The sequence below is a fragment of the Bacillus sp. TH22 genome (assembly GCF_016651015.1).
Taxonomy (GTDB): domain Bacteria; phylum Bacillota; class Bacilli; order Bacillales; family Bacillaceae_G; genus Bacillus_A; species Bacillus_A mycoides.
The window spans coordinates 1,556,144-1,575,637 of record NZ_JAEKER010000001.1; the positions used below are offsets into that span (position 1 = coordinate 1,556,144).

Genomic DNA, 19,494 nt, shown 5'->3' on the forward strand with positions numbered 1-19,494 from the left:
ATATTCTCTCTATTATTTCCATTTGTAACATATTATAAGATTCAATCCACAAAACAAAAAAAGACTATCAAAATTGATAGTCTTTAATCGTCGCTACGCTGCATACCAGTATAAATTAATACGAGACGTAATAATTCAAATACTGCTACAGCAGCTGCTGCTACATATGTTAATGCTGCCGCATTTAATACTTTACGAGCTTGACCGTACTCATCTGTTGATACGATACCAAGTGCTTCAATTTGTTGCATTGCGCGTTTTGATGCATCAAACTCAACTGGTAATGTAACAAGTTGGAAAATAACACCTGCTGCCATTAAAATAATTCCTAGTAACAACAAACCAGACATTTGTGCAAATACACCAATTAGGACAAAAACCCATGACATGTTTGAACCAAAATTAGCAACTGGCACTAACGAATGGCGTACACGCATAAAGTTATAATCTTTCGCATCTTGAATTGCGTGTCCTACTTCATGTGCTGCTACAGCTGTACCAGCAACTGAATGACCATAATAGTTATCTGTCGATAATCTAACCGTCTTTACACGCGGGTCATAATGATCTGACAAATGACCTGGCGTTTCTTCTACGGCTACATTGTACAATCCATTTTCATCTAAAATTTTTCGAGCCACTTCCGCTCCTGTCATACCTGATGTTGAATAAACTTGTGAATACTTGCTATAGGCACTACGTACTTTTGACTGTGCATACAACGGTATGATCAAAATGATCGCGAAGTAAATTAAATAAAACATCATAAACCTCCATTGAAGTTTTAATTATAGTACTTCTCATTCTATTTTTTTCTTCCACCGTTGTCAATAAATAAACCTTACAATCCATATCTTTATTTATGCGTATTATCTATCTTTAGAATGCAAGTTGCTTCTCCGCTTCTCTCTCTCCCCTTTATATTTTCTCCATCCAACATACGTTAAAGTGAACAAAATAAGTCCTCCAGTAATTGTCATAAACCAAATGAGAGAGGGAGCAATCTCATCTTTTTTTACTGTATGAAATATTTTTTGCAAATCACCTTTAATAATCCCTAGTTGCATTTGTCCACCTTTCGTTTTTAACATAACGTTACGAAATTCATCCAAATAAGATAAATGTGCATTTACACGCTGCGCTTCGTTTTCTGGCAGAGCAATCATTAAACTAGGATAAATAATATTAAATTCATTTAAAAATGTATTTAGCGTCTGTTGGAACTGTCCATCATCGTCTTTTTCCATCGCCTTTTCTACTTGAGAAAAAGCATTCATTATCTTTCTTTCTCTTTCCATCCAAAGTGGCTGATATTTAGATACTTGTGCATCAACAGCAAGTTGTAACGCTAACATATTATCCACTTTAACTTGCCTATCTGAATCTTCCGCGAGAGATTGTTTCGCCTTATCGTATGCTAAAGAAACGACTCTAATTTGTCCCGGAGTTACTTTTGAATTATTTTCATTCTCCTTTGATAGAAATTGCTCTGAGAAATGGTACAGTACTTGTATTGCCTTTTCATCTTCTTTTTTCTTCACTAACTGCAAAGAGTCATCTAGCAATCCAGTTAGTTCACTCCACTCTTCAGCATATATACGTACTGGAAACATTATAATTAGAAATGCTATCAGTCCAATTAATGTTCTCTTCATCCCGGTCCCCCCTATAACTACTAGTACAAAATATGTGGAATTGGACAAGAATAGAACAGAACAAAACCAAAAAATATATTATCTCTATGAAAACAAAAAAATTCTCTTTAAACAGAGAATTTTTTCTTTGAAACCCTTTTCTTTTTCACTAAATATTTATACACACCGTAACAAAGCATACTACCACCTAAAATCAATAATAAAATAATACATGCAGCATGCATAAAGAATTCTTCCGGTAACATTAAAATAACCGGATCTGTTTCAATATCAAACATCCAATAATCATTGCTAAATAAAAGCTTATGAAATAATACGAAACTCTTTTCAAAATTAATAGCAATTGGTAACGTAAGAGCTATTGGAAAAATAATTGTAAGAATCGCTCCGTGAAGTAAAAACTTTTCTTTTTTCTTTTTTAATAAATACGCTCCTCCCAATACAGCAATTACAATCGTTCCATACATTATATATTGAATCTTTACTAAAATATTTTTAACATCTACAAAATGAATGCGTCCATTTGTGGACATATCTAATGTCGGCAATTGTAATGCACCTTCATAAAACGGCGATAAATATGTAATAAGCACATCATAGTTTCTCTTAATTTCATCTTTCGTCATATCCGCTAAATCTGGAATATTTAAAAAATCAATTTCAAAATAATACAACCATTTTCCATATACAACTATCGTTGTCGCGAGAGCGAAAACAGAAAATGCTATGCTATAGGAAACTACTAAAGTGATCAATCGATCCAATATGTTTATACCGCTCTTATTTTTCTTCATTTTCTCCCCCTAAATGTCCTCACCATCATAAAGAAAACTGTTTTCGGTTCTCACGTAAGCAATAATAATATGTAATACACAGTACAGCAATACTTAACCAAAACGTAAAATAACCAATTTTCTCTACAAATAAATGCATAATCCCATATCTCGGCATTTGCCAAAATAAATAATCAATTGCATCATTATGTAATGTCCATATGCCAACTACAGTGAAGTGCCATTTTTTTATCCGATAAAACGGAGCATATAACATTCCCTGCACTGCCATCGCAAAATGAGATAACATTAACATATATCCCATAAGGCCAATAGGGCCTTTTACATAAATCATAATTGCATTTACAACAACAGCCCAAACACCATATTTTATTAAAGTAACTATCGCTAGCGCTTCTATTAACCCCCAGTTCTTCTTCATCAAGAAAGCAATTAAAACAAAGACAAAAAAGAGAGTCGCCATAGGGCTATCTGGTACAAACGGCCAAAATATAGGTGAGGTTTCTTTTAATTGATTTCCATACCATATGAATCCGTAAATTGTACCTAATATGTTAACAACCAATAAAAATAATAGTACCGAACGTTGCCTTAACATTGCATACAAGTAAGCCAATCTGTATGTCCAACACCTTTCAAACAAAGTAATTCTTTCATCGAACTCTACTCTATTATATAGCAAACTTTCCGTCATCGTAGAGTAGAAAACTGAAACAGATTAAATTTTCTTTAGAGATGGCTTTGCTACCCCTTTTCTGTTTCAGCTTCCCCTCATCAAACCGTACGTGAGGTTTTCCCTCATACGGCTTTCCGATGCTCTTCCTTCTTTAGCTTTCAGTTTGTTCTAGCTTCCTACTTTCACGAGTGTGTATGTTATTTTCTTCATCAAGTCCTTGATACGACCATGTTTCTTTCGAACATTTCTTTTCTTATTCCAAAAAAGGTTAAGCCGTTCTAAGACGTACCAATCTATTTTACCGAGCCACTTCTGTCCAATTGAAGATAGGCTATAATAATTTTTGAATCCTTGTAGAATTCTATTTAAACCTTTCACCATCAAACAGTGCCCAGCTTAGCTGGGTACGCGTAGAGTAGAAAACTGAAACAGATTAAATTTTCTTTAGGGATGGCTTTGCCATCCCTTTTCTGTTTCAGCTTCCCCTCATCAAACCGTACGTGAGGTTTTCCCTCATACGGCTTTCCGATGTTCTTCCTTCTTTGGCGTTCAGTTTTGTTCTATCCTCCTACTTTCACGAGTGTATATGTTGTTTTCTTCATCAAGTCCTTGATACGACCATGTTTCTTTCGAACATTTCTTTTCTTATTCCAAAAAAGGTTAAGTCGTTCTAGGACGTACCAGTCTATTTTACAGAGCCACCTCTGTCCAATTGAAGATAAGCTATAATAATTCTTGAATCCTTGCAGAATTCTATTTAAACCTTTCACCATCTCTTCCAATTGTAGATACAGTTTGTTCCTCGGCTCTGTGTATCTTTTAATGCGTTCCCGCATTTTCTTCATGGCTTTCTGGCTCGGAATATGTGCCATCACATGCACTTTCTTCCCGCCTTTCACATGTTTAGGGTATTTTCGGTGGTGAAATCCTAGAAAATCAAATCCCTCGTTTCCATCCCACGTATTCACTAGCTTCGACTTTTCTGTATGGATTGTAAGTTCTAACTTATTCATAATGGATTGTAGTATCCGAATACTCTCTAATGCTTGTTGTTTTGTTTGACATACGATGACAAAGTCATCCGCATATCGAATTAGTTCCCCCAAATGTTTACACTTCTTTTCCCAAATGGTATCCATATAGTTTAAATATATATTAGAAAGTAATGGAGATATCACGCCACCTTGTGGTGTACCTAATGTCGTTTCATGAAATTGCGCATGTTCCATGATTCCCGCTTTCAACCATTTTCTAATGAGTTTTAACACTCTTCGGTCACTGATTCTTCTTTCTACAAGCCTCATTAATTTGTCATGATTAATATTGTCAAAGTATCCTTGTATGTCTACATCTACAATCCAATGAGATGTTTTACTCGCTTTCCGTATCTTCGATATCGCTTGATGTGCGTTTCGTTTCGGGCGAAATCCATACGAACAGTCTTGAAAATCGGCTTCGAAGATAGGTTCTATCACCAATTTCGTTGCCATTTGTACAACCCTATCCTTGATCGTGGGAATTCCAAGCGGTCTTTGTTTTCCATCACCTTTTGGAATATACATTCTTCTTACAGCTTGTGGATGGTAGGATTTACTTTTCAATTCTATATATAATTCATTGAGAAAGTTTCGTTCTCCATATTGATACACGATTTCTTCAATCGTCTGTCCATCAATTCCACCGCTCCCTTGATTCCATTTTACCCTTCTCCATGCTTCAGCCAATATGTCAGGACGATATATTTTGTCATACAACGCGTGAAACCTACGACTTGAACTTTCTTTGGCACAAAGATATAAAGTCTTCCAAAGTTCTTGAGCTTTTACATCAGTGTAGTTAGCTAGTTTTCCGAAGCATTCACTCACTCTTACCTCCTTCCAACTTATGAACAAAGTAGAGGTCCTTCCCTACATAACGTTGTGTTGTCGTTATGATATTCAGTACTATGACCTCCTCCGACTCCCTCTTTACAGTCCACCATTTCGTATATGCTTATAGGTTTCCTCTCTCCTTTCTGAAAGAAAGGGCAAAGGAGGGTCTCCCCAGTTCCAGACACTACTTTCTCAACATACCGCCCTCCGTACCCCGAGGGATTCTTCGATGTCGTATTTCCAAGTTCTTCACATCTTCCATGGTCTTCGCCCATATTCACCAGGCTCGACTTCCCTTTGTCCTATTGCTAGGTTGCTTTTAACGAGGCGGCAAGGTTCACTTTATGTTACGGTCTGTTGATTCGCTCGCACTTCTAGTAGAAGTTACTTTGTCACAGGGCTTCAACCTTAGGATTTCTCCACCAGCTGCCTGTCAGCTACTAGGCGACTTGGCTCTTACCTAGGCTGGACTTTCACCAGCAAGCAGTGCCCAGCTTAGCTGGGCACGCAAAATAAAAAGCTGACCACAGATTTGTAGTCAGCTTTTCTATTATTTTTTATTATACTTTGCAACGAATTCCGAAAGTTTTTTCAGTTCCTCATCTGTACCTTTAAATACACCTTTAGGCATTGAACCTTTTCCATCTTTCGCAATTTTAGCGATTTCTTCTGGTTTTAAAGTTAAGTTTTGCAAAGCCGGTGCTGCCGCTCCGCCCTGTAAATTGTCACCATGACATGTTAAACAAGTATTTTTTTGCATCAACTTGTAGCCGTCATCATTTTTATCAACTGGTGCTGTTTTTACAATTGCTCCTTGTTTTTTTGCAGCTTCCCAATCGTGGTGTGCTACAGATTCCCAAGTTAAAAAAATAATCGATGCAATTGCTAAAAGCATAAACCCCGTTGCTACAGGACGCTTCAATGGTGCTCTTTCTGGGCCTCGATCTAGAAACGGAGCTAATAGTAATGCTCCAAACGCAATCCCCGGCATAATAAACGCACCAATTACAGTAAATGAGCCTGAAGCATACGAATACTTTAATAACTGATACAAGAATAAGAAATACCAATCTGGAAGTGGTATATATCCTGCATCTGTAGGATCCGCCATTCTCTCAAGCGGTGACGGATGCGCCACTGTTAAACATAAATAACCGACTAAAAAAACTGCACCAACCATCCATTCTTTTAACAAGAAATTCGGCCAAAACGCTTCTGTTTTCCCTGGATATTCAGAATAATCTTTTGGAATATTTGGTTTCCGGGCTACTGGTACCCGAGAATCTCCTACAAACTTCATCCCTTTGCCGCGATGCATAATCTCCCTCCTTTTGTTCTTTCCCCTTTAATTTAGCAATCTCTTATAGCGGACCGGAAATACCTTGTTTGCGAATCATGATGAAGTGGAAGGCCATTAAACCTAGAAGTGCTGCTGGTAAGAAGAAGACGTGAATAGCAAAGAAGCGAGTTAATGTTTGAGCGCCAACGATTTCGGAATGACCAGCGAGTAATGTTTTAATATAAGGACCAATGAGCGGCGTTTGCTCTGCAATTTGAATCCCTACTTTCGTAGCAAATAACGCTTTCATATCCCACGGTAATAAATATCCGGTAAAACCAAGACCTAACATAACAAAGAAAATAAGAACACCAACAATCCAGTTTAACTCACGAGGCTTTTTATACGCACCTTGGAAGAAAACTCTGAGTGTATGTAAAAACATCATTACAATTACGAGACTAGCACCCCAGTGATGCATACCACGAACAATTTGTCCGTAAGCTACTTCATTTTGTAAATAATAAACCGACTCCCAAGCATTTTTAATATCCGGCACATAATACATCGTCAAAAACATTCCGGACAAAATTTGAATTACTGTAACGAAAAAGGTAAGTCCTCCAAAGCAATAGACGAATGCAGAAAAGTGATGTGCCGGGTTAACATGCTCAGGTACTTCATGATCAGCGATATCACGCCATATCGGTGTAATATCTAAACGTTCGTCCACCCAATCATAAATTTTATTTAGCATCTACTTTGCACCCCCTCTTGGCTTCGCTTTTCCTAAATACAGCGTTCCATCTTTCACTTTAGACTCGTACACATCAAGCGGAGCAAGAGGCGGTGTGCCTTTAATGTTCATCCCATCTTTTGTGTAACGTCCCCCGTGACACGGGCAAAAGAATTGATTAGGATGTGCTTTGTCCGAATTCCAGTTCACTGTGCAACCTAAATGTTTACATACTGGAGAAAACGCAACAATTTCTCCACTTTCATCTTTATGCACCCAAGCAGATTTTGGCTCTTCAGACTTGTACCACCCGTCAACCTGCTTCACCTTAAAATCGAAGCGCTTCGGCTCTGTTGTAATATCCTTTACTTGTCCAACAGCAACCATATCTGTTCCCGCTTCTTTTCTTAACACCGGATCAAGCGCAAACCTCGTCATCGGCATTAAAATACCCGCCGCCATAAAGCCTCCTACCCCTGTAAGTGTGTAATTTAAAAACTGTCTTCTTGACACACGATGTTCTTTCTCGCTCACGAAAATTTCCCCCCTCTATCAGAAATTGTCCCCTCGTGAAAAAATTATATAAAAAATAAAAACTAGGACACTATCATGATATAATACCCTCTTGTATAGGTCAATATCATACTACTCATAATAATAAGAACTTTCTGTTTATTATTATTTTATCCATCTTTCTTCCAACATTTCCATAATATTTTTTATGTGTGCACGAATAACTTCCCTTTTCGCTTGGTCACTAAATTGCTCTAATGATAACGATGGAAACCAAAATAAATCACCCTGCACATCTCTCATATCTTCTTTCCATGAAAAGTCACTTGTCACATAGGCAATATGCTTAAAACCTTGCCTTTGCAAATGATCTGTCCATTCTTGCAAACGGTCTTTTTCATTCTTTTGGCTCTCTACCAAATACGTAAATACGGGCAGTAAAAGCACTCTTCCTTTATACTCCCTTTCCAACTCCATACTCAAAGCCTCAATAAATTCACCTTGCTCTACAACCATTTTCATCCCTTTTGCTGCCGAAATAGACAAAAGGGGTATAATCCCTGTATCTACATACTCCCTCGCTTGCTCAAACTGTTCTACATCTTTTACAATCCATTTCACCTTTTCTCCCCTCCTCCATTTCAAATAACAGAACTTTCACTTTATATATATTAAACCATACTAAAAGAGGTAAAAAAAGAAAAACTACCTATTATTAAGTAGTTTTTCTTAAAAAGTCTGAATTTCGTAAAGATTACATAATCAAAATGAATTCTATAAAATTTTCAACTCTGCTGTTAACCTATGAAATGCTTCCTTATCTTGCTTATCCAAAGCTTCATCAATTTGTTTCAAAAGACGTTCTCTTCTAAATGAGAATACACTTTCTTCTAAAAATCGTTCTGCAAGCAATCGATCTTTTTCATTCACTTCAATATGCTTTGGCAAATATGGGTTTTCTTCTAATACAGCTACATAGTTTGCATTTTGGAACGATGATTTAAAATTAAGCTGAATATAAATATCCTCATCTCGATTCAAACGAATATCATGAAACGATTTTTCTGCATCTGTTGTCATTACATTTTGTTTAAAAAAGTGAAACGGTGTGTCTTTCACACAATTTGCTGACATTACTAAGCCACGCGGACAATATTTTGCATGTTCTACGAAGTGGACTTTATGCATTAATTGATCGTGACTCATTAAATAATTCAAAATCCATACACATTCACGCTGTTTCAGTTGGTAATTATTCAAAAACCATTTTACAAAATCCTTCTTCTCGTTTACAGAAACAGGGGTATTCATAGCGATTAAGTCCCTCCTCTGTCTTTCTCTTTTCTTTTTAGATTCAAGAAGCGGCATTCAGTTTCCTTCCAACTTATGAAAAATCCTCTAAATTATATAACAATTCTTCAATATGAATTTGTGTCGGGTCTAGTTGTATTAACTGCGTAAATACTTCTTTCGCCTCTTTTCGCATTCCTTCTTCTAATAAGAAATAACCGTACTCTTCCAAGAAATCTGGATGATTCTTAAAAGAAGTATATGCACTTTCATAGTGTTTTAATGCATCCGAATACATTTCTAATTGTTTTTTTGCAAATGCAAGATCCCAAAGTAGTTGTGTATCTGGTTCTCCACTGTCAATTGCACGCTCTACAACTGCAATTAGCTCTTCGTATTTCTCTTGTTCTTTTAAAATATACGCATATTTTAATATCGCACCTAAATGTCCCGGATCTAGCTCCAGCGCTTTTTGAAGCACTTCTTCTGCCTCCGCTATTTTACCTAATTTCGCCGCAATATTCGCTAATTCTACATAGAAAGGAACAGACAGCTCATCTACTTTAATTCCTTCTTGAAGTGTTTCATAGCTTTCTTGAAGCATACCTTCTTTTTCATAGCTTTTCGCTAAATACATGTATAACGATGCGTATTCAGGATCTAATTCTTTTAATTCTTGCCAAGCACCAATTGCTCTTTGATATTCTTCTCCTTGGTATAATGTGAAGGCATATCCAAATAATGAGTGAATATCTTTTTGCTCTTCTAACCCGGCTTCATAGTAAGAGATTGCCTCTTCCCAGTTTCCAATAGCACTTAAAGTTTCTGCTAGACGAAGCGCAATGACAACACCACCCATAACTTTATGTTCTGCTAGTAACGATTCATAATAAGTGATCGCCTTTTGCTCTTCACCTTTACTACTATATAATTCTGCTAACCCAAACGTAATAACAGGTTCGTCTGGCATCATTTCTTTCGCCTTTAATAGTTTTTGTTCTGCTACATCATCAAAACCTTGCATTTGGAATAAATCCGCTACAAGTAATAACGATTGAACATATAAATCATCGTTTTCTGGAATATCATGAAGCACTTCAATCGCTTCATCTTCTTTATCTAAATCAATATATAATTCTGCTAAAAATACCGTAAATTCACTTTCTTCCGGATATAGCAAGCGTAAGTCTTCAGTAATTGCTAACGCCTCATCCATAAACCCAAGTGTATGATAGTAACGAGCGATATCATACTTCTCTTCATCATTAGCAACTCGTATTTGTTCTTTTAATAATTGTAATCCTTTTTCTGCTTCACCGTTTTCAATATAAGAAACAGCCTGTTCAAACTTTTGCATAAACGTCTCCTTTAATTCAAAAAATATTCTCTTCTGTTCATTTATCATAAGCAACTAGGTGTAAGAACGCAACCTTTTGAGTGAACTACCTCTTCCTATACTTTCTCTCATAGCGCAGCTAATTGTTCGAAAAATTCCGGATACGATACAGCGACCGCATCACTATTCTCTATTTTCACTTCTCCATCTATAATACACGATGCGATTGCAAGCATCATCCCAATACGATGATCGCCGTGACTATTAACAGTATTTCCTTTTAAACTTTGTTTACCATATATAATCATACCATCTGGTGTAGCTTCAATCTTCGCACCTAATTTGCCTAATTCATCTACAACCGTATCGATACGATTTGTTTCTTTTACTTTTAACTCCTCAGCGTTTTTAATAACAGTAATTCCTTCTGCCTGCGTTGCCAATAAAGCAATTACAGGAATTTCATCAATTAATCTTGGAATAAGGGGTCCACCAATTTCTATTCCTTTTAGTTTAGATGTTTCAATCGTAATATCCCCGCACGGTTCAAACTCTTCATTTCTAATATGATCGATAGAAATAAGTGCACCCATCTTTGTTAATACATCTAAAACCCCTGTTCTCGTCGGATTTAAACCAACGTTTTCCAATACAAGCTTACTATTTTGGACAATTGCACCAGCTACTAAGAAAAATGCCGCCGAAGAAATATCTCCTGGAACTTCTATGTCTGCACCTTTAAGTTGTTGTCCACCTTGTAATGAAACAGTCCGTCCATTAACATCTACGGTACAACCGAATGCACGCAACATTCTTTCCGTATGATCACGAGATTGCATGGGCTCTGTTACCGTAGTAATCCCTTCCCCTTGCAAACCCGCAAGTAAAACTGCTGACTTCACTTGTGCGCTTGCTACTGGTGAATGGTAATGCATACCTTTTACCTTACCACCGCGAATAGATAAAGGTGTATATTGTCCGTTTTCTCTACCATCAATTTGAGCATTCATCTTACTAAGCGGGTCTGTAACACGTTTCATAGGACGTTTTCCAATTGATGCATCACCAATTATCGTACTATGGAACGGCGTATTTGCTAAAATCCCAAGCATAAGACGAATAGTCGTCCCTGAATTCCCCACATCTAATACTTCTTTCGGTTCTTGTAAATTATGTAATCCTTTACCGTAAATCGTGACATCGTTACCAAACTGTTCAATCTGGACACCTAGTTTTTGAAAACATGCAATTGTACTTAAACAATCTTCTCCTAATAAAAAATTTGATACTTTCGTCGTCCCTTCCGCTATCGCTCCAAACATAACAGAGCGATGCGAAATAGATTTATCTCCTGGAACAACAATTTTCCCATTCAAACTATTTTTTCGTCCTACTAGTTTCAAACTGTATCCTCCTCACATTTTAAATAAGTTATATGTACAATAGTTCTTCTTATACGTCTACTTCTATTGTAACGTTTTCTTTCTTGAACGTGCAAACAACTCCCCTTATTGCAGTTCAAATGAAAAAGGCTCCTGTAACAGGAGCCTCCACCATTTCTTAAGAATACGTTTCTTCTTTCTTCACTTGTTCTTTTACAAATTCCGTAAGTAATTCAATAATCTCATCATTTTCTTCTTTTAATCCAACAGTAATACGAATACCATCATGCATACCAAATGCTGCACCAGAACGAACGATATATCCTTTTTTCATTAATCGTTCGAAAGCTTCATTACCAGGTATACCAAGTTTCAAGAAAATGAAATTCGTTTGAGATGGATAGTAGAATACGTTATATTTCTTACAAAATGCATAATATTGATTTAATCCTCCGGCATTTTTCTTCACACACTCTTGTAAAAACTGTTGATCCTCTATTGCCGCTAATGCTACCGCTTGGGCGATAGTTGATGTGTTAAATGGTAGTCTTGCTACCTCTAGCTGCCCAATAAGCTTTGCATCACCAATCGCATATCCAATACGAAAAGCAGCTAATCCATATGCTTTTGAGAATGTGCGTAGCACCATAAGATTTTCGTACTTTTCAAGAAGAGGTAATGTTTGCGGATAATCTTCTGCCCCAGCATATTCATAATATGCTTCGTCCATAATAACGAGCGCTGACTTTGGAACTGATTCTAAAAATGAAAGTAATTTTTGTTTTTCTACATATGTACCTGTCGGATTATTCGGATTACAAATCCATACAATCTTCGTTTTCTCATCTACTTGTTGTAACATTGCATCTAAATCGTGAATGCCATCTTTAAGTGGTACTTCACGAACTTCTGCTCCTTCAATAACAGCATGGTGATGGTATTGCGAGAACGTAGGATTCGCCATTACAACATTTGTTCCATTATGTAGCAAAGCACGACTAATCATTTGAATGACTTCATCTAGCCCACTACCAAATAAAAGTTGTTCCGCTTTTACACCTAAATGCTCTGCTACTTTCTCACGAAGCTCAAATGCCGCCCCGTCCGGATAAAGTGCATATTGATTAGCTAACGAAGTTAATGCTTCTGTCACACGCGCAGAGCAGCCAAACGGATTTTCATTCGATGCTAATTTTACAATTTTCGACAATCCGTATTCTCTTTTTACTTCCTCAATATTTTTCCCAGGTACATATGCTCTCAAAGTTAACAATTGCTCTTTTACTCTCACTTTTCTTCCCCCAGTCATTGATATGATTTATAATGTCTTACTGTCATCTTTAATCATAACCGTCACCATTACGAGAATACCTTTAAATATGCATTTCATACCTATTCTACAACTTTTTCACACCATATCCTTTTGAAATGCTTCTAACGCAATATGAACAGTCTCATCTGAAATAGATACGACATTCACTACCCCATATTCCTGCATAAGCACCATATGAATTGTTCCAGCATTTGCTTTTTTATCTTGTTTCATCAACTGAACGAGACGTTCTATATTCAAGTCACTTGGCATTTTTGGATAACCGTATTTCAAGAACCACTGCTTCATTTCTTCATAAGAAAGATCAACTTTGTACACTTTCTCACTTAAAAACATGGCAAATAGCATGCCAACCGCTACTCCATCACCGTGAGTAATATTCCCATATCCTAACTCTTTTTCAAGAGCATGTCCTAACGTATGCCCAAAATTCAAATGGGCACGTACACCTTTTTCTGTTTCGTCTTGCGACACAATATTCGCTTTCACAGGAATCGCCTTCGTTAATATATGAATTAACTTTTCATCACGAAGATCCGTTAACGTTTGCACTTCTTCTTTTAACCAATGATATAGCTCTACATCACCAATAAGAGCATGCTTTATCACTTCTGCATAACCTGATCGCCACTCTTTTTCAGGAAGTGAATGTAAAAATGGCGTATGATATACAACAGCTTCTGGCTGATGAAACGCTCCAATCATATTTTTTCCTAGTGGATGGTTAATTGCTACTTTCCCGCCTACTGCGCTATCGTGAGCTAATAAAGTCGTTGGAACTTGGACAAAGCGAATACCACGCATAAACGACGCGGCAACAAATCCAGCCAAATCTCCAATCATTCCGCCTCCAAGTGCGATGATTAAAGAATTTCTATCTAATTTATTTTCAAGAGCCGAAGTGTGAGCCTCATAGAAATTTTCAAAAGACTTCTCTTTTTCGCCACTCGGTACAACAAACGAAAATACTTTTTGCTCTACTTGCAATGCATCAACAACTGTCTGTAAATGCAGTGATGCAACAGCTTCATCAGAAATGATCATTATGTTAGATACTGCAGGATTCATTTTTTGAATAAGCGTTGTTAAGTGTGACAACGCCTCCCTTCCAACATGTACATCATATTCTTTTGATTTCGTTTGAATATGTATGTTCTCCATTAAAATCCCCTCGCATATTCATTATGTTTCTCAATATTTTCACGTATAAGATCGATACGATCTAATCCAAATTGTTCAATTAAAGCTGTTGCGAGCTCCCAAGCCACAACTGCTTCAGCCACAACGCTAGCTGCTGGCACTGCACAACTATCTGAACGTTCAATACTCGCTGTAAAAGGTTCTTTCGTATCAATATCAACACTTTGAAGCGGTTTATATAATGTCGGTATCGGTTTCATAACACCGCGCACAACAACCGGCATACCAGTTGTCATGCCACCTTCTAATCCACCTGCATTGTTCGTTTTTCTTCTGTACCCTTGCACTTCATCCCATAGGATTTCATCATGCACTTCACTTCCAGGTCTATGCGCTGCTTCAAAACCAATTCCAATTTCAACACCTTTAAAAGCGTTAATACTCATAATTGCCGCTGCTAATTTTGCATCTAATTTTCTATCATAATGTACATAGCTACCTACTCCAATTGGCATTCCTTCTACAACTACTTCAACAATACCACCGATAGAATCACCATTTGCCTTCGCATCATCAATTGCTTGCATCATCTTTTTACCGGCCTCTTCATCTAAACAACGTACAGGAGATGCTTCTGTAGTACTTTGTAATTCCACAATAGAGTTATATTTAATATTTGCTGCCTGTACACCACCAATCTCGATAACATGTCCCGCTACTTGTATACCTAATTCCGCTAATATTTTTTTTGCAACTGCACCAGCTGCAACACGAACTGTCGTTTCACGTGCTGAAGAACGCTCTAATACATTCCTCATATCTCTATGACCATATTTAATCGCACCATTTAAATCTGCGTGTCCAGGTCTAGGTTTCGTAACTTGCCTTTTCATTTCTTTCTCTTCCTGCTCAGTTAACGGCTCTGCACCCATAACCTTTGTCCAATGTGTAAAATCACGATTTTCAACAACAAGTGCAATCGGTGACCCCATCGTCTCCCCATGCCTAACACCACTTACAATTTGCACTTGGTCTTTCTCAATTTGCATGCGTCTACCGCGTCCATATCCTTTTTGTCTTCTAGCTAATTCTTCATTTATATCATTCGCTACTAAAGATAACCCTGCCGGAACACCTTCTAAAATTGTCGTAAGTTGCGGACCGTGGGATTCACCAGCTGTAATATATCGCATACGTTATTCCTCTTTTCGCATATGTATTTATCCCGCTACATAAAGCAGCTATATTATCTTCCATCACTCTTTAAAATACAAAGAAATTATATAGTAAATCGAATGTTTGCTTTCCCTACTTGTAATTGTTCGATTATTTTCATAATAGTAGACCTTTTACTTTACATACCAATATATCATAACAGCCCTAACTTCGTAACTGATCGAAATAAAAAAAGTGCAAGAAGAATACCCCTATTCTTCTCACACTTTTTACTATTATCACAGTTATTAAAGCGTTTACAAATTATTTCAAAATAATTAGTAAATCCATTGATTCATTAATTTTGAGTAGTCTACTAATTCTTCTTCCTTAAAGAAAATAGCAATCTCGCGTTCTGCACTTTCTAAAGAATCCGAACCGTGGATAATGTTTTTCGCAACAGTTACACCGAAATCTCCACGAATTGTTCCAGGAGCAGCTTCATGTGGTCGTGTTTTACCCATCATATTGCGTGCTGTATCTACTACACCTTCACCTTGCCATACCATTGCGAATACAGGACCAGATGTAATAAAGTCTACTAATTCACCAAAGAAAGGTCTTTCTTTATGCTCACCGTAGTGTTGTTCAGCAATTTCCGGAGTAACTTGCATTAATTTTGCACCAACTAATTGAAAGCCCTTTTTCTCAAAACGAGCTACAATTTCCCCAATGAAGGCACGTTGTACACCGTCTGGTTTTACCATTAGAAATGTTTTTTCCATAAAAAATCTCTCCACTTCTGAATTATGTATGTAATTGTATATCCCCACACACATATTAACACCCTTATCACAATTGCGCAATAGTTTTGAAATAGAGAGATTATTTTATTTTTTAGACAAAACACTAAAATTTTCGTTTTCCAATATACTTTGCGACATTTTGCAACGCATACTTCGCCTGTCCACGAGGGAGTGGTTTTATTATTTCTAATGCTTTATGTAAATAACGTTCACTAAACGAAAATGCTTTATCAATAGCTTCGCTCGCTTTAATATCATCAATAATTTCTTTCATTTCACTTGCTGTTGTATTTTCATGCACAGATGTAATTTTTTGACGAAGAACTGGATCTTCCATGGCATACAAAACAGGTAATGTAATGTTACCTTGTAATAAATCACCACCAGCAGGCTTTCCAAGCTTCTCTTCTGTCGATACGAAATCTAAAATATCATCAATAATTTGATAAGACATACCAACAAAATATCCGTACCAAAATAGACGATTTACAGTATCACGATTAGCACCAGCAGCAATCGCTCCCAACTGACAACTTGCGGCGATTAACAATGCTGTTTTTCGTTTTATCCTTCTTAAATACGTTCTTAAATTTTGATCATAGTTATACTTATCTTTAATTTGTTCGATTTCACCTTTACAAACTTCTAAAATTGTATGAGACAACGCTTGATGTGCATCTGGAATTTCTATATTTGTTATACATTCAAGAGACTTCGCAAACAAGTAGTCTCCTGTATACATTGCAATACGATCTCCCCATTTCGCATTCACTGTTGCGCTACCGCGTCGTAAAAACGCAGCATCAATGACATCATCGTGAACAAGCGAGGCCATATGAATTAGTTCTAATGCAACCGCAACATGCTTAATTGCATCTAACTTATAATCCCCAAATTTCCCTGCAAGCAAAACAAAAACAGGGCGAATCCGCTTCCCACCTGCTTCAATAAGCTGTAATGCCGCTTCTTCTACTAACGGCTGCTCAGAAGCAACTGTCTTCTTCAATTCTTTTTCTATAACATTAATATCCGATCGTAAAAAAGAGTACATAAGTTGTAACTTCATATTGTTCACCTTAACCTAAAACGTCTTTTTTCTATTTTCTATTTTGATTCTGGTTTAATACCTAAATGCATAGCTGCTACACCAAAAGTAAATGGTTTCACTTGCACATTCTTAAGCCCAGCTTCTTCAAACATACGTGCTAACTCTTTCATCCCAGGGAATGTACTAGCAGATTCCTGAAGCCATGAATATTCTTTATAACTTTTCGCAAACATCTTTCCAAATAACGGCATGATATATTTAAAGTATAAGACATATCCTTGACGAAAACCTATCATCGTTGGTTGAGATGTTTCCAGGCAAATTACTTTTCCACCAGGCTTTACTACACGCGTCATTTCTTTTAATACTTGCATGTAATCCGGAACGTTACGTAACCCAAAACCAATCGTTACATAATCAAACGTATTATCTTCATAAGGAAGTTCCATTGCATTTCCATGCATAAGTTCTACTTGCTTTAATTCTAAAGCTTCTACCTTTTGTTTACCGACAGCTAGCATATTTTCGCTAAAGTCTAAACCGTAAACCTTCCCATCTTCACCTACAGCTCCCGCTAGTGCAATTGTCCAATCTGCCGTCCCGCAGCATACGTCAAGTGCCTTACTCCCGGGTTTCACATCCATAATTCGCATCGTTTCTTTGCGCCATGCCTTATGCCTTTGAAAACTAATTACAGAATTCATCACATCGTATTTATCAGAAATTTTCTCAAATACGTCATGTACTCTTTCTTCTTTTGATTGTTGCATGCTCGTACCTTCTTCCAATGTAAAGTTGCTTATGTCCTTGATTTATCTCTTAACATAGAAATTATCTCATTAACTTCTGTATGATTCTCTAAAAAATTTTCTTCTTGCTTTCTCATTTCCATAAGCCATTCATTAATAACTGTCTCCAAATTTTTATCATCATCCAATGAGATTTTTTGGACTGCTTGAAAAACAGGTGAATTTTGTTTATCAGCATACAATTGACACTCTTTTTGAAGACGATTTTTTCCTAACACATAAGTTATATATGGTTTCCAATTAGATAACTGAAAATGATCACATGTTTTTTGCAAAAGCGCAGATTCAATTATTACTACACTTTCCATTATGTCTTGAATCGTCACATGTGCTTTTTGATACAGCATAATTTTATGTTCATTAATCTCCTTAATTCCTTCAGCAAGTGCACGAATTAAGATAATATCACAATTCATTGACAATAAGTAATAGTATAGACCACTATAATAATCCCCTGCAAGAACTGTCAATTGACGACGCTTATGGAATCCACTCGTCTCTTCGTTTGCTTTATTTGATACTTTTTCATGTGTATCAAGAGCAATTTGTACAAGCATAATCGTTACGACATAATGATCAATTTGTTCTTTATGTATATTTGCACTTTTTAATGCACCGTATAACAGCGCTATTTTTTCTTCATCAATAATTGGTTCTTCAATATAGTTTATAAAATAAGGATGGCGTAATTTCTCCATCAATTTCTCTTTAATACCCGCATACCCTCCGTAGATGTCACACACAAAAAATCACCCTTGTTTTCTAATTCATAAAATTTATTATAACACATACATTCTATTTTCTATAATCAAAACTTGGCTACTTCTGCCAAACTGCCACCGAATAAAGCCTCAACTTTTATTCATACAAGTTATCTTCGTCTCTAACAACTACAAACATTCATTTACACAAAAGGCAGAAGTAATTTTCAACCTTTATATTCTTGCTCTTTAACATTAAAACTATATCATTTTTTTGTATATAAAAAAAAGAAAAGCAGTTTCCCGCTCTTCTTTAATTCGTCTTAATAAACGATAAAATTTCACTACGTGCTGCTGCATCATTTTCTAACACGCCGCGCACTGCAGTCGTTACTGTTTTCGCACCAGGCTTTTTCACACCACGCATCGTCATACACATATGCTCTGCTTCTACTACTACCATTACACCATGCGGCTCTAGTACTTCCATAATAGAGTTAGCTACTGTTGATGTAATACGTTCTTGTAGTTGCGGACGACGCGCAATTGTGTCTACAGTACGAGCTAATTTACTTAGTCCCGTTACTTTTCCACCTTGCGGAATATATGCAACGTGAGCAACTCCATAAAACGGAACAAGATGATGCTCACACATCGAATAGAATGGTATATCTTTTACTAGCACAAGCTCTTCGTGGTCTTCTCCGAATACTTTGTGTAAATGCTCTTTCGGATCCTCATGCATTCCTGAGAATACTTCTGCGTACATTTTCGCAACACGTTTCGGTGTATCAAGTACTCCCTCGCGATTTGGGTCATCTCCGATTGCCTCTAAAATAAGACGTACTGCATGTTCAATTTGTTCTAAATTAACTTTTGCCATCCGCTAGCCCTCCCGAAAAACCTAAAAGTGATACGAACACATTCTAGCATATTTATGTTTTTAAAAGCAAAAAGAAGAGTTTCCAAA

Annotated in this window: 20 protein-coding genes; all 20 read right to left on the minus strand. The window is 36.7% G+C overall.

What is annotated here, in order from left to right:
* Nucleotides 1-83: 83 nt before the first annotated feature.
* Entirely contained in the window at nt 84-764 is a 681-nt protein-coding gene (locus JFU18_RS07790; protein ID WP_002086606.1) for a zinc metallopeptidase, read from the minus strand.
* A 105-nt stretch (nt 765-869) separates the two neighbouring features.
* On the minus strand, nt 870-1,655 hold the full coding sequence (ypjB, locus tag JFU18_RS07795; protein ID WP_002168786.1) for a sporulation protein YpjB: 786 nt from the start codon (nt 1,653-1,655) through the stop codon (nt 870-872).
* 107 nt (nt 1,656-1,762) lie between these two features.
* Nucleotides 1,763-2,449 carry a lipoprotein intramolecular transacylase Lit gene (gene lit, locus JFU18_RS07800; RefSeq protein WP_113937057.1) on the minus strand — a complete coding sequence of 229 codons (687 nt, stop codon included), beginning with the start codon at nt 2,447-2,449 and terminating at the stop codon, nt 1,763-1,765.
* A gap of 25 nt (nt 2,450-2,474) precedes the next feature.
* Entirely contained in the window at nt 2,475-3,065 is a 591-nt protein-coding gene (lhaT, locus tag JFU18_RS07805) for a lipoprotein heptaprenylglyceryl N-acetyltransferase LhaT (RefSeq protein ID WP_002126441.1), read from the minus strand.
* Between the two features lie 620 nt (nt 3,066-3,685).
* Nucleotides 3,686-4,990 (minus strand): group II intron reverse transcriptase/maturase, encoded by a 1,305-nt coding sequence (gene ltrA / locus JFU18_RS07815; RefSeq protein WP_201050291.1) that lies wholly within the window; start codon nt 4,988-4,990, stop codon nt 3,686-3,688.
* A gap of 556 nt (nt 4,991-5,546) precedes the next feature.
* Nucleotides 5,547-6,314: a menaquinol-cytochrome c reductase cytochrome b/c subunit gene (qcrC, locus tag JFU18_RS07820; RefSeq protein ID WP_002011836.1), complete on the minus strand. Its 768-nt coding sequence runs from the start codon at nt 6,312-6,314 to the stop codon at nt 5,547-5,549.
* Between the two features lie 43 nt (nt 6,315-6,357).
* Nucleotides 6,358-7,032: a menaquinol-cytochrome c reductase cytochrome b subunit gene (gene qcrB / locus JFU18_RS07825; RefSeq protein ID WP_000932700.1), complete on the minus strand. Its 675-nt coding sequence runs from the start codon at nt 7,030-7,032 to the stop codon at nt 6,358-6,360.
* On the minus strand, nt 7,033-7,545 hold the full coding sequence (gene qcrA, locus JFU18_RS07830; RefSeq protein WP_002011835.1) for a menaquinol-cytochrome c reductase iron-sulfur subunit: 513 nt from the start codon (nt 7,543-7,545) through the stop codon (nt 7,033-7,035).
* 144 nt (nt 7,546-7,689) lie between these two features.
* Entirely contained in the window at nt 7,690-8,145 is a 456-nt protein-coding gene (locus tag JFU18_RS07835) for a YpiF family protein (RefSeq protein WP_201034929.1), read from the minus strand.
* Nucleotides 8,146-8,298: 153 nt separating this feature from the next.
* The gene (locus tag JFU18_RS07840) at nt 8,299-8,835 is read right to left on the minus strand and encodes a ReoY family proteolytic degradation factor (RefSeq protein WP_002086615.1); all 537 of its coding nucleotides are present in this window, start codon (nt 8,833-8,835) and stop codon (nt 8,299-8,301) included.
* Between the two features lie 73 nt (nt 8,836-8,908).
* Nucleotides 8,909-10,171 (minus strand): tetratricopeptide repeat protein, encoded by a 1,263-nt coding sequence (locus JFU18_RS07845; RefSeq protein ID WP_201034928.1) that lies wholly within the window; start codon nt 10,169-10,171, stop codon nt 8,909-8,911.
* Nucleotides 10,172-10,278: 107 nt separating this feature from the next.
* On the minus strand, nt 10,279-11,553 hold the full coding sequence (gene aroA / locus JFU18_RS07850; protein ID WP_201032803.1) for a 3-phosphoshikimate 1-carboxyvinyltransferase: 1,275 nt from the start codon (nt 11,551-11,553) through the stop codon (nt 10,279-10,281).
* A 157-nt stretch (nt 11,554-11,710) separates the two neighbouring features.
* The gene (gene hisC / locus JFU18_RS07855) at nt 11,711-12,823 is read right to left on the minus strand and encodes a histidinol-phosphate transaminase (protein ID WP_201032802.1); all 1,113 of its coding nucleotides are present in this window, start codon (nt 12,821-12,823) and stop codon (nt 11,711-11,713) included.
* Nucleotides 12,824-12,940: 117 nt separating this feature from the next.
* Entirely contained in the window at nt 12,941-14,026 is a 1,086-nt protein-coding gene (aroB, locus tag JFU18_RS07860; RefSeq protein ID WP_201032801.1) for a 3-dehydroquinate synthase, read from the minus strand.
* The gene (gene aroC, locus JFU18_RS07865; protein WP_085310089.1) at nt 14,026-15,198 is read right to left on the minus strand and encodes a chorismate synthase; all 1,173 of its coding nucleotides are present in this window, start codon (nt 15,196-15,198) and stop codon (nt 14,026-14,028) included. Before aroC ends, aroB begins: the two co-directional genes overlap by 1 nt.
* A 300-nt stretch (nt 15,199-15,498) precedes the next feature.
* Nucleotides 15,499-15,945 (minus strand): nucleoside-diphosphate kinase, encoded by a 447-nt coding sequence (ndk, locus tag JFU18_RS07870; protein ID WP_000415879.1) that lies wholly within the window; start codon nt 15,943-15,945, stop codon nt 15,499-15,501.
* Nucleotides 15,946-16,069: 124 nt separating this feature from the next.
* Nucleotides 16,070-17,032, minus strand: coding sequence for a heptaprenyl diphosphate synthase component II (gene hepT, locus JFU18_RS07875; RefSeq protein WP_002011823.1), 963 nt, complete (start codon nt 17,030-17,032; stop codon nt 16,070-16,072).
* A gap of 38 nt (nt 17,033-17,070) precedes the next feature.
* Nucleotides 17,071-17,784: a 2-heptaprenyl-1,4-naphthoquinone methyltransferase gene (gene menG / locus JFU18_RS07880; RefSeq protein ID WP_002086620.1), complete on the minus strand. Its 714-nt coding sequence runs from the start codon at nt 17,782-17,784 to the stop codon at nt 17,071-17,073.
* Between the two features lie 29 nt (nt 17,785-17,813).
* The gene (locus tag JFU18_RS07885) at nt 17,814-18,566 is read right to left on the minus strand and encodes a heptaprenyl diphosphate synthase component 1 (protein WP_201034927.1); all 753 of its coding nucleotides are present in this window, start codon (nt 18,564-18,566) and stop codon (nt 17,814-17,816) included.
* Between the two features lie 271 nt (nt 18,567-18,837).
* Nucleotides 18,838-19,407, minus strand: coding sequence for a GTP cyclohydrolase I FolE (gene folE, locus JFU18_RS07890; RefSeq protein WP_002011819.1), 570 nt, complete (start codon nt 19,405-19,407; stop codon nt 18,838-18,840).
* Nucleotides 19,408-19,494: the final 87 nt, after the last annotated feature.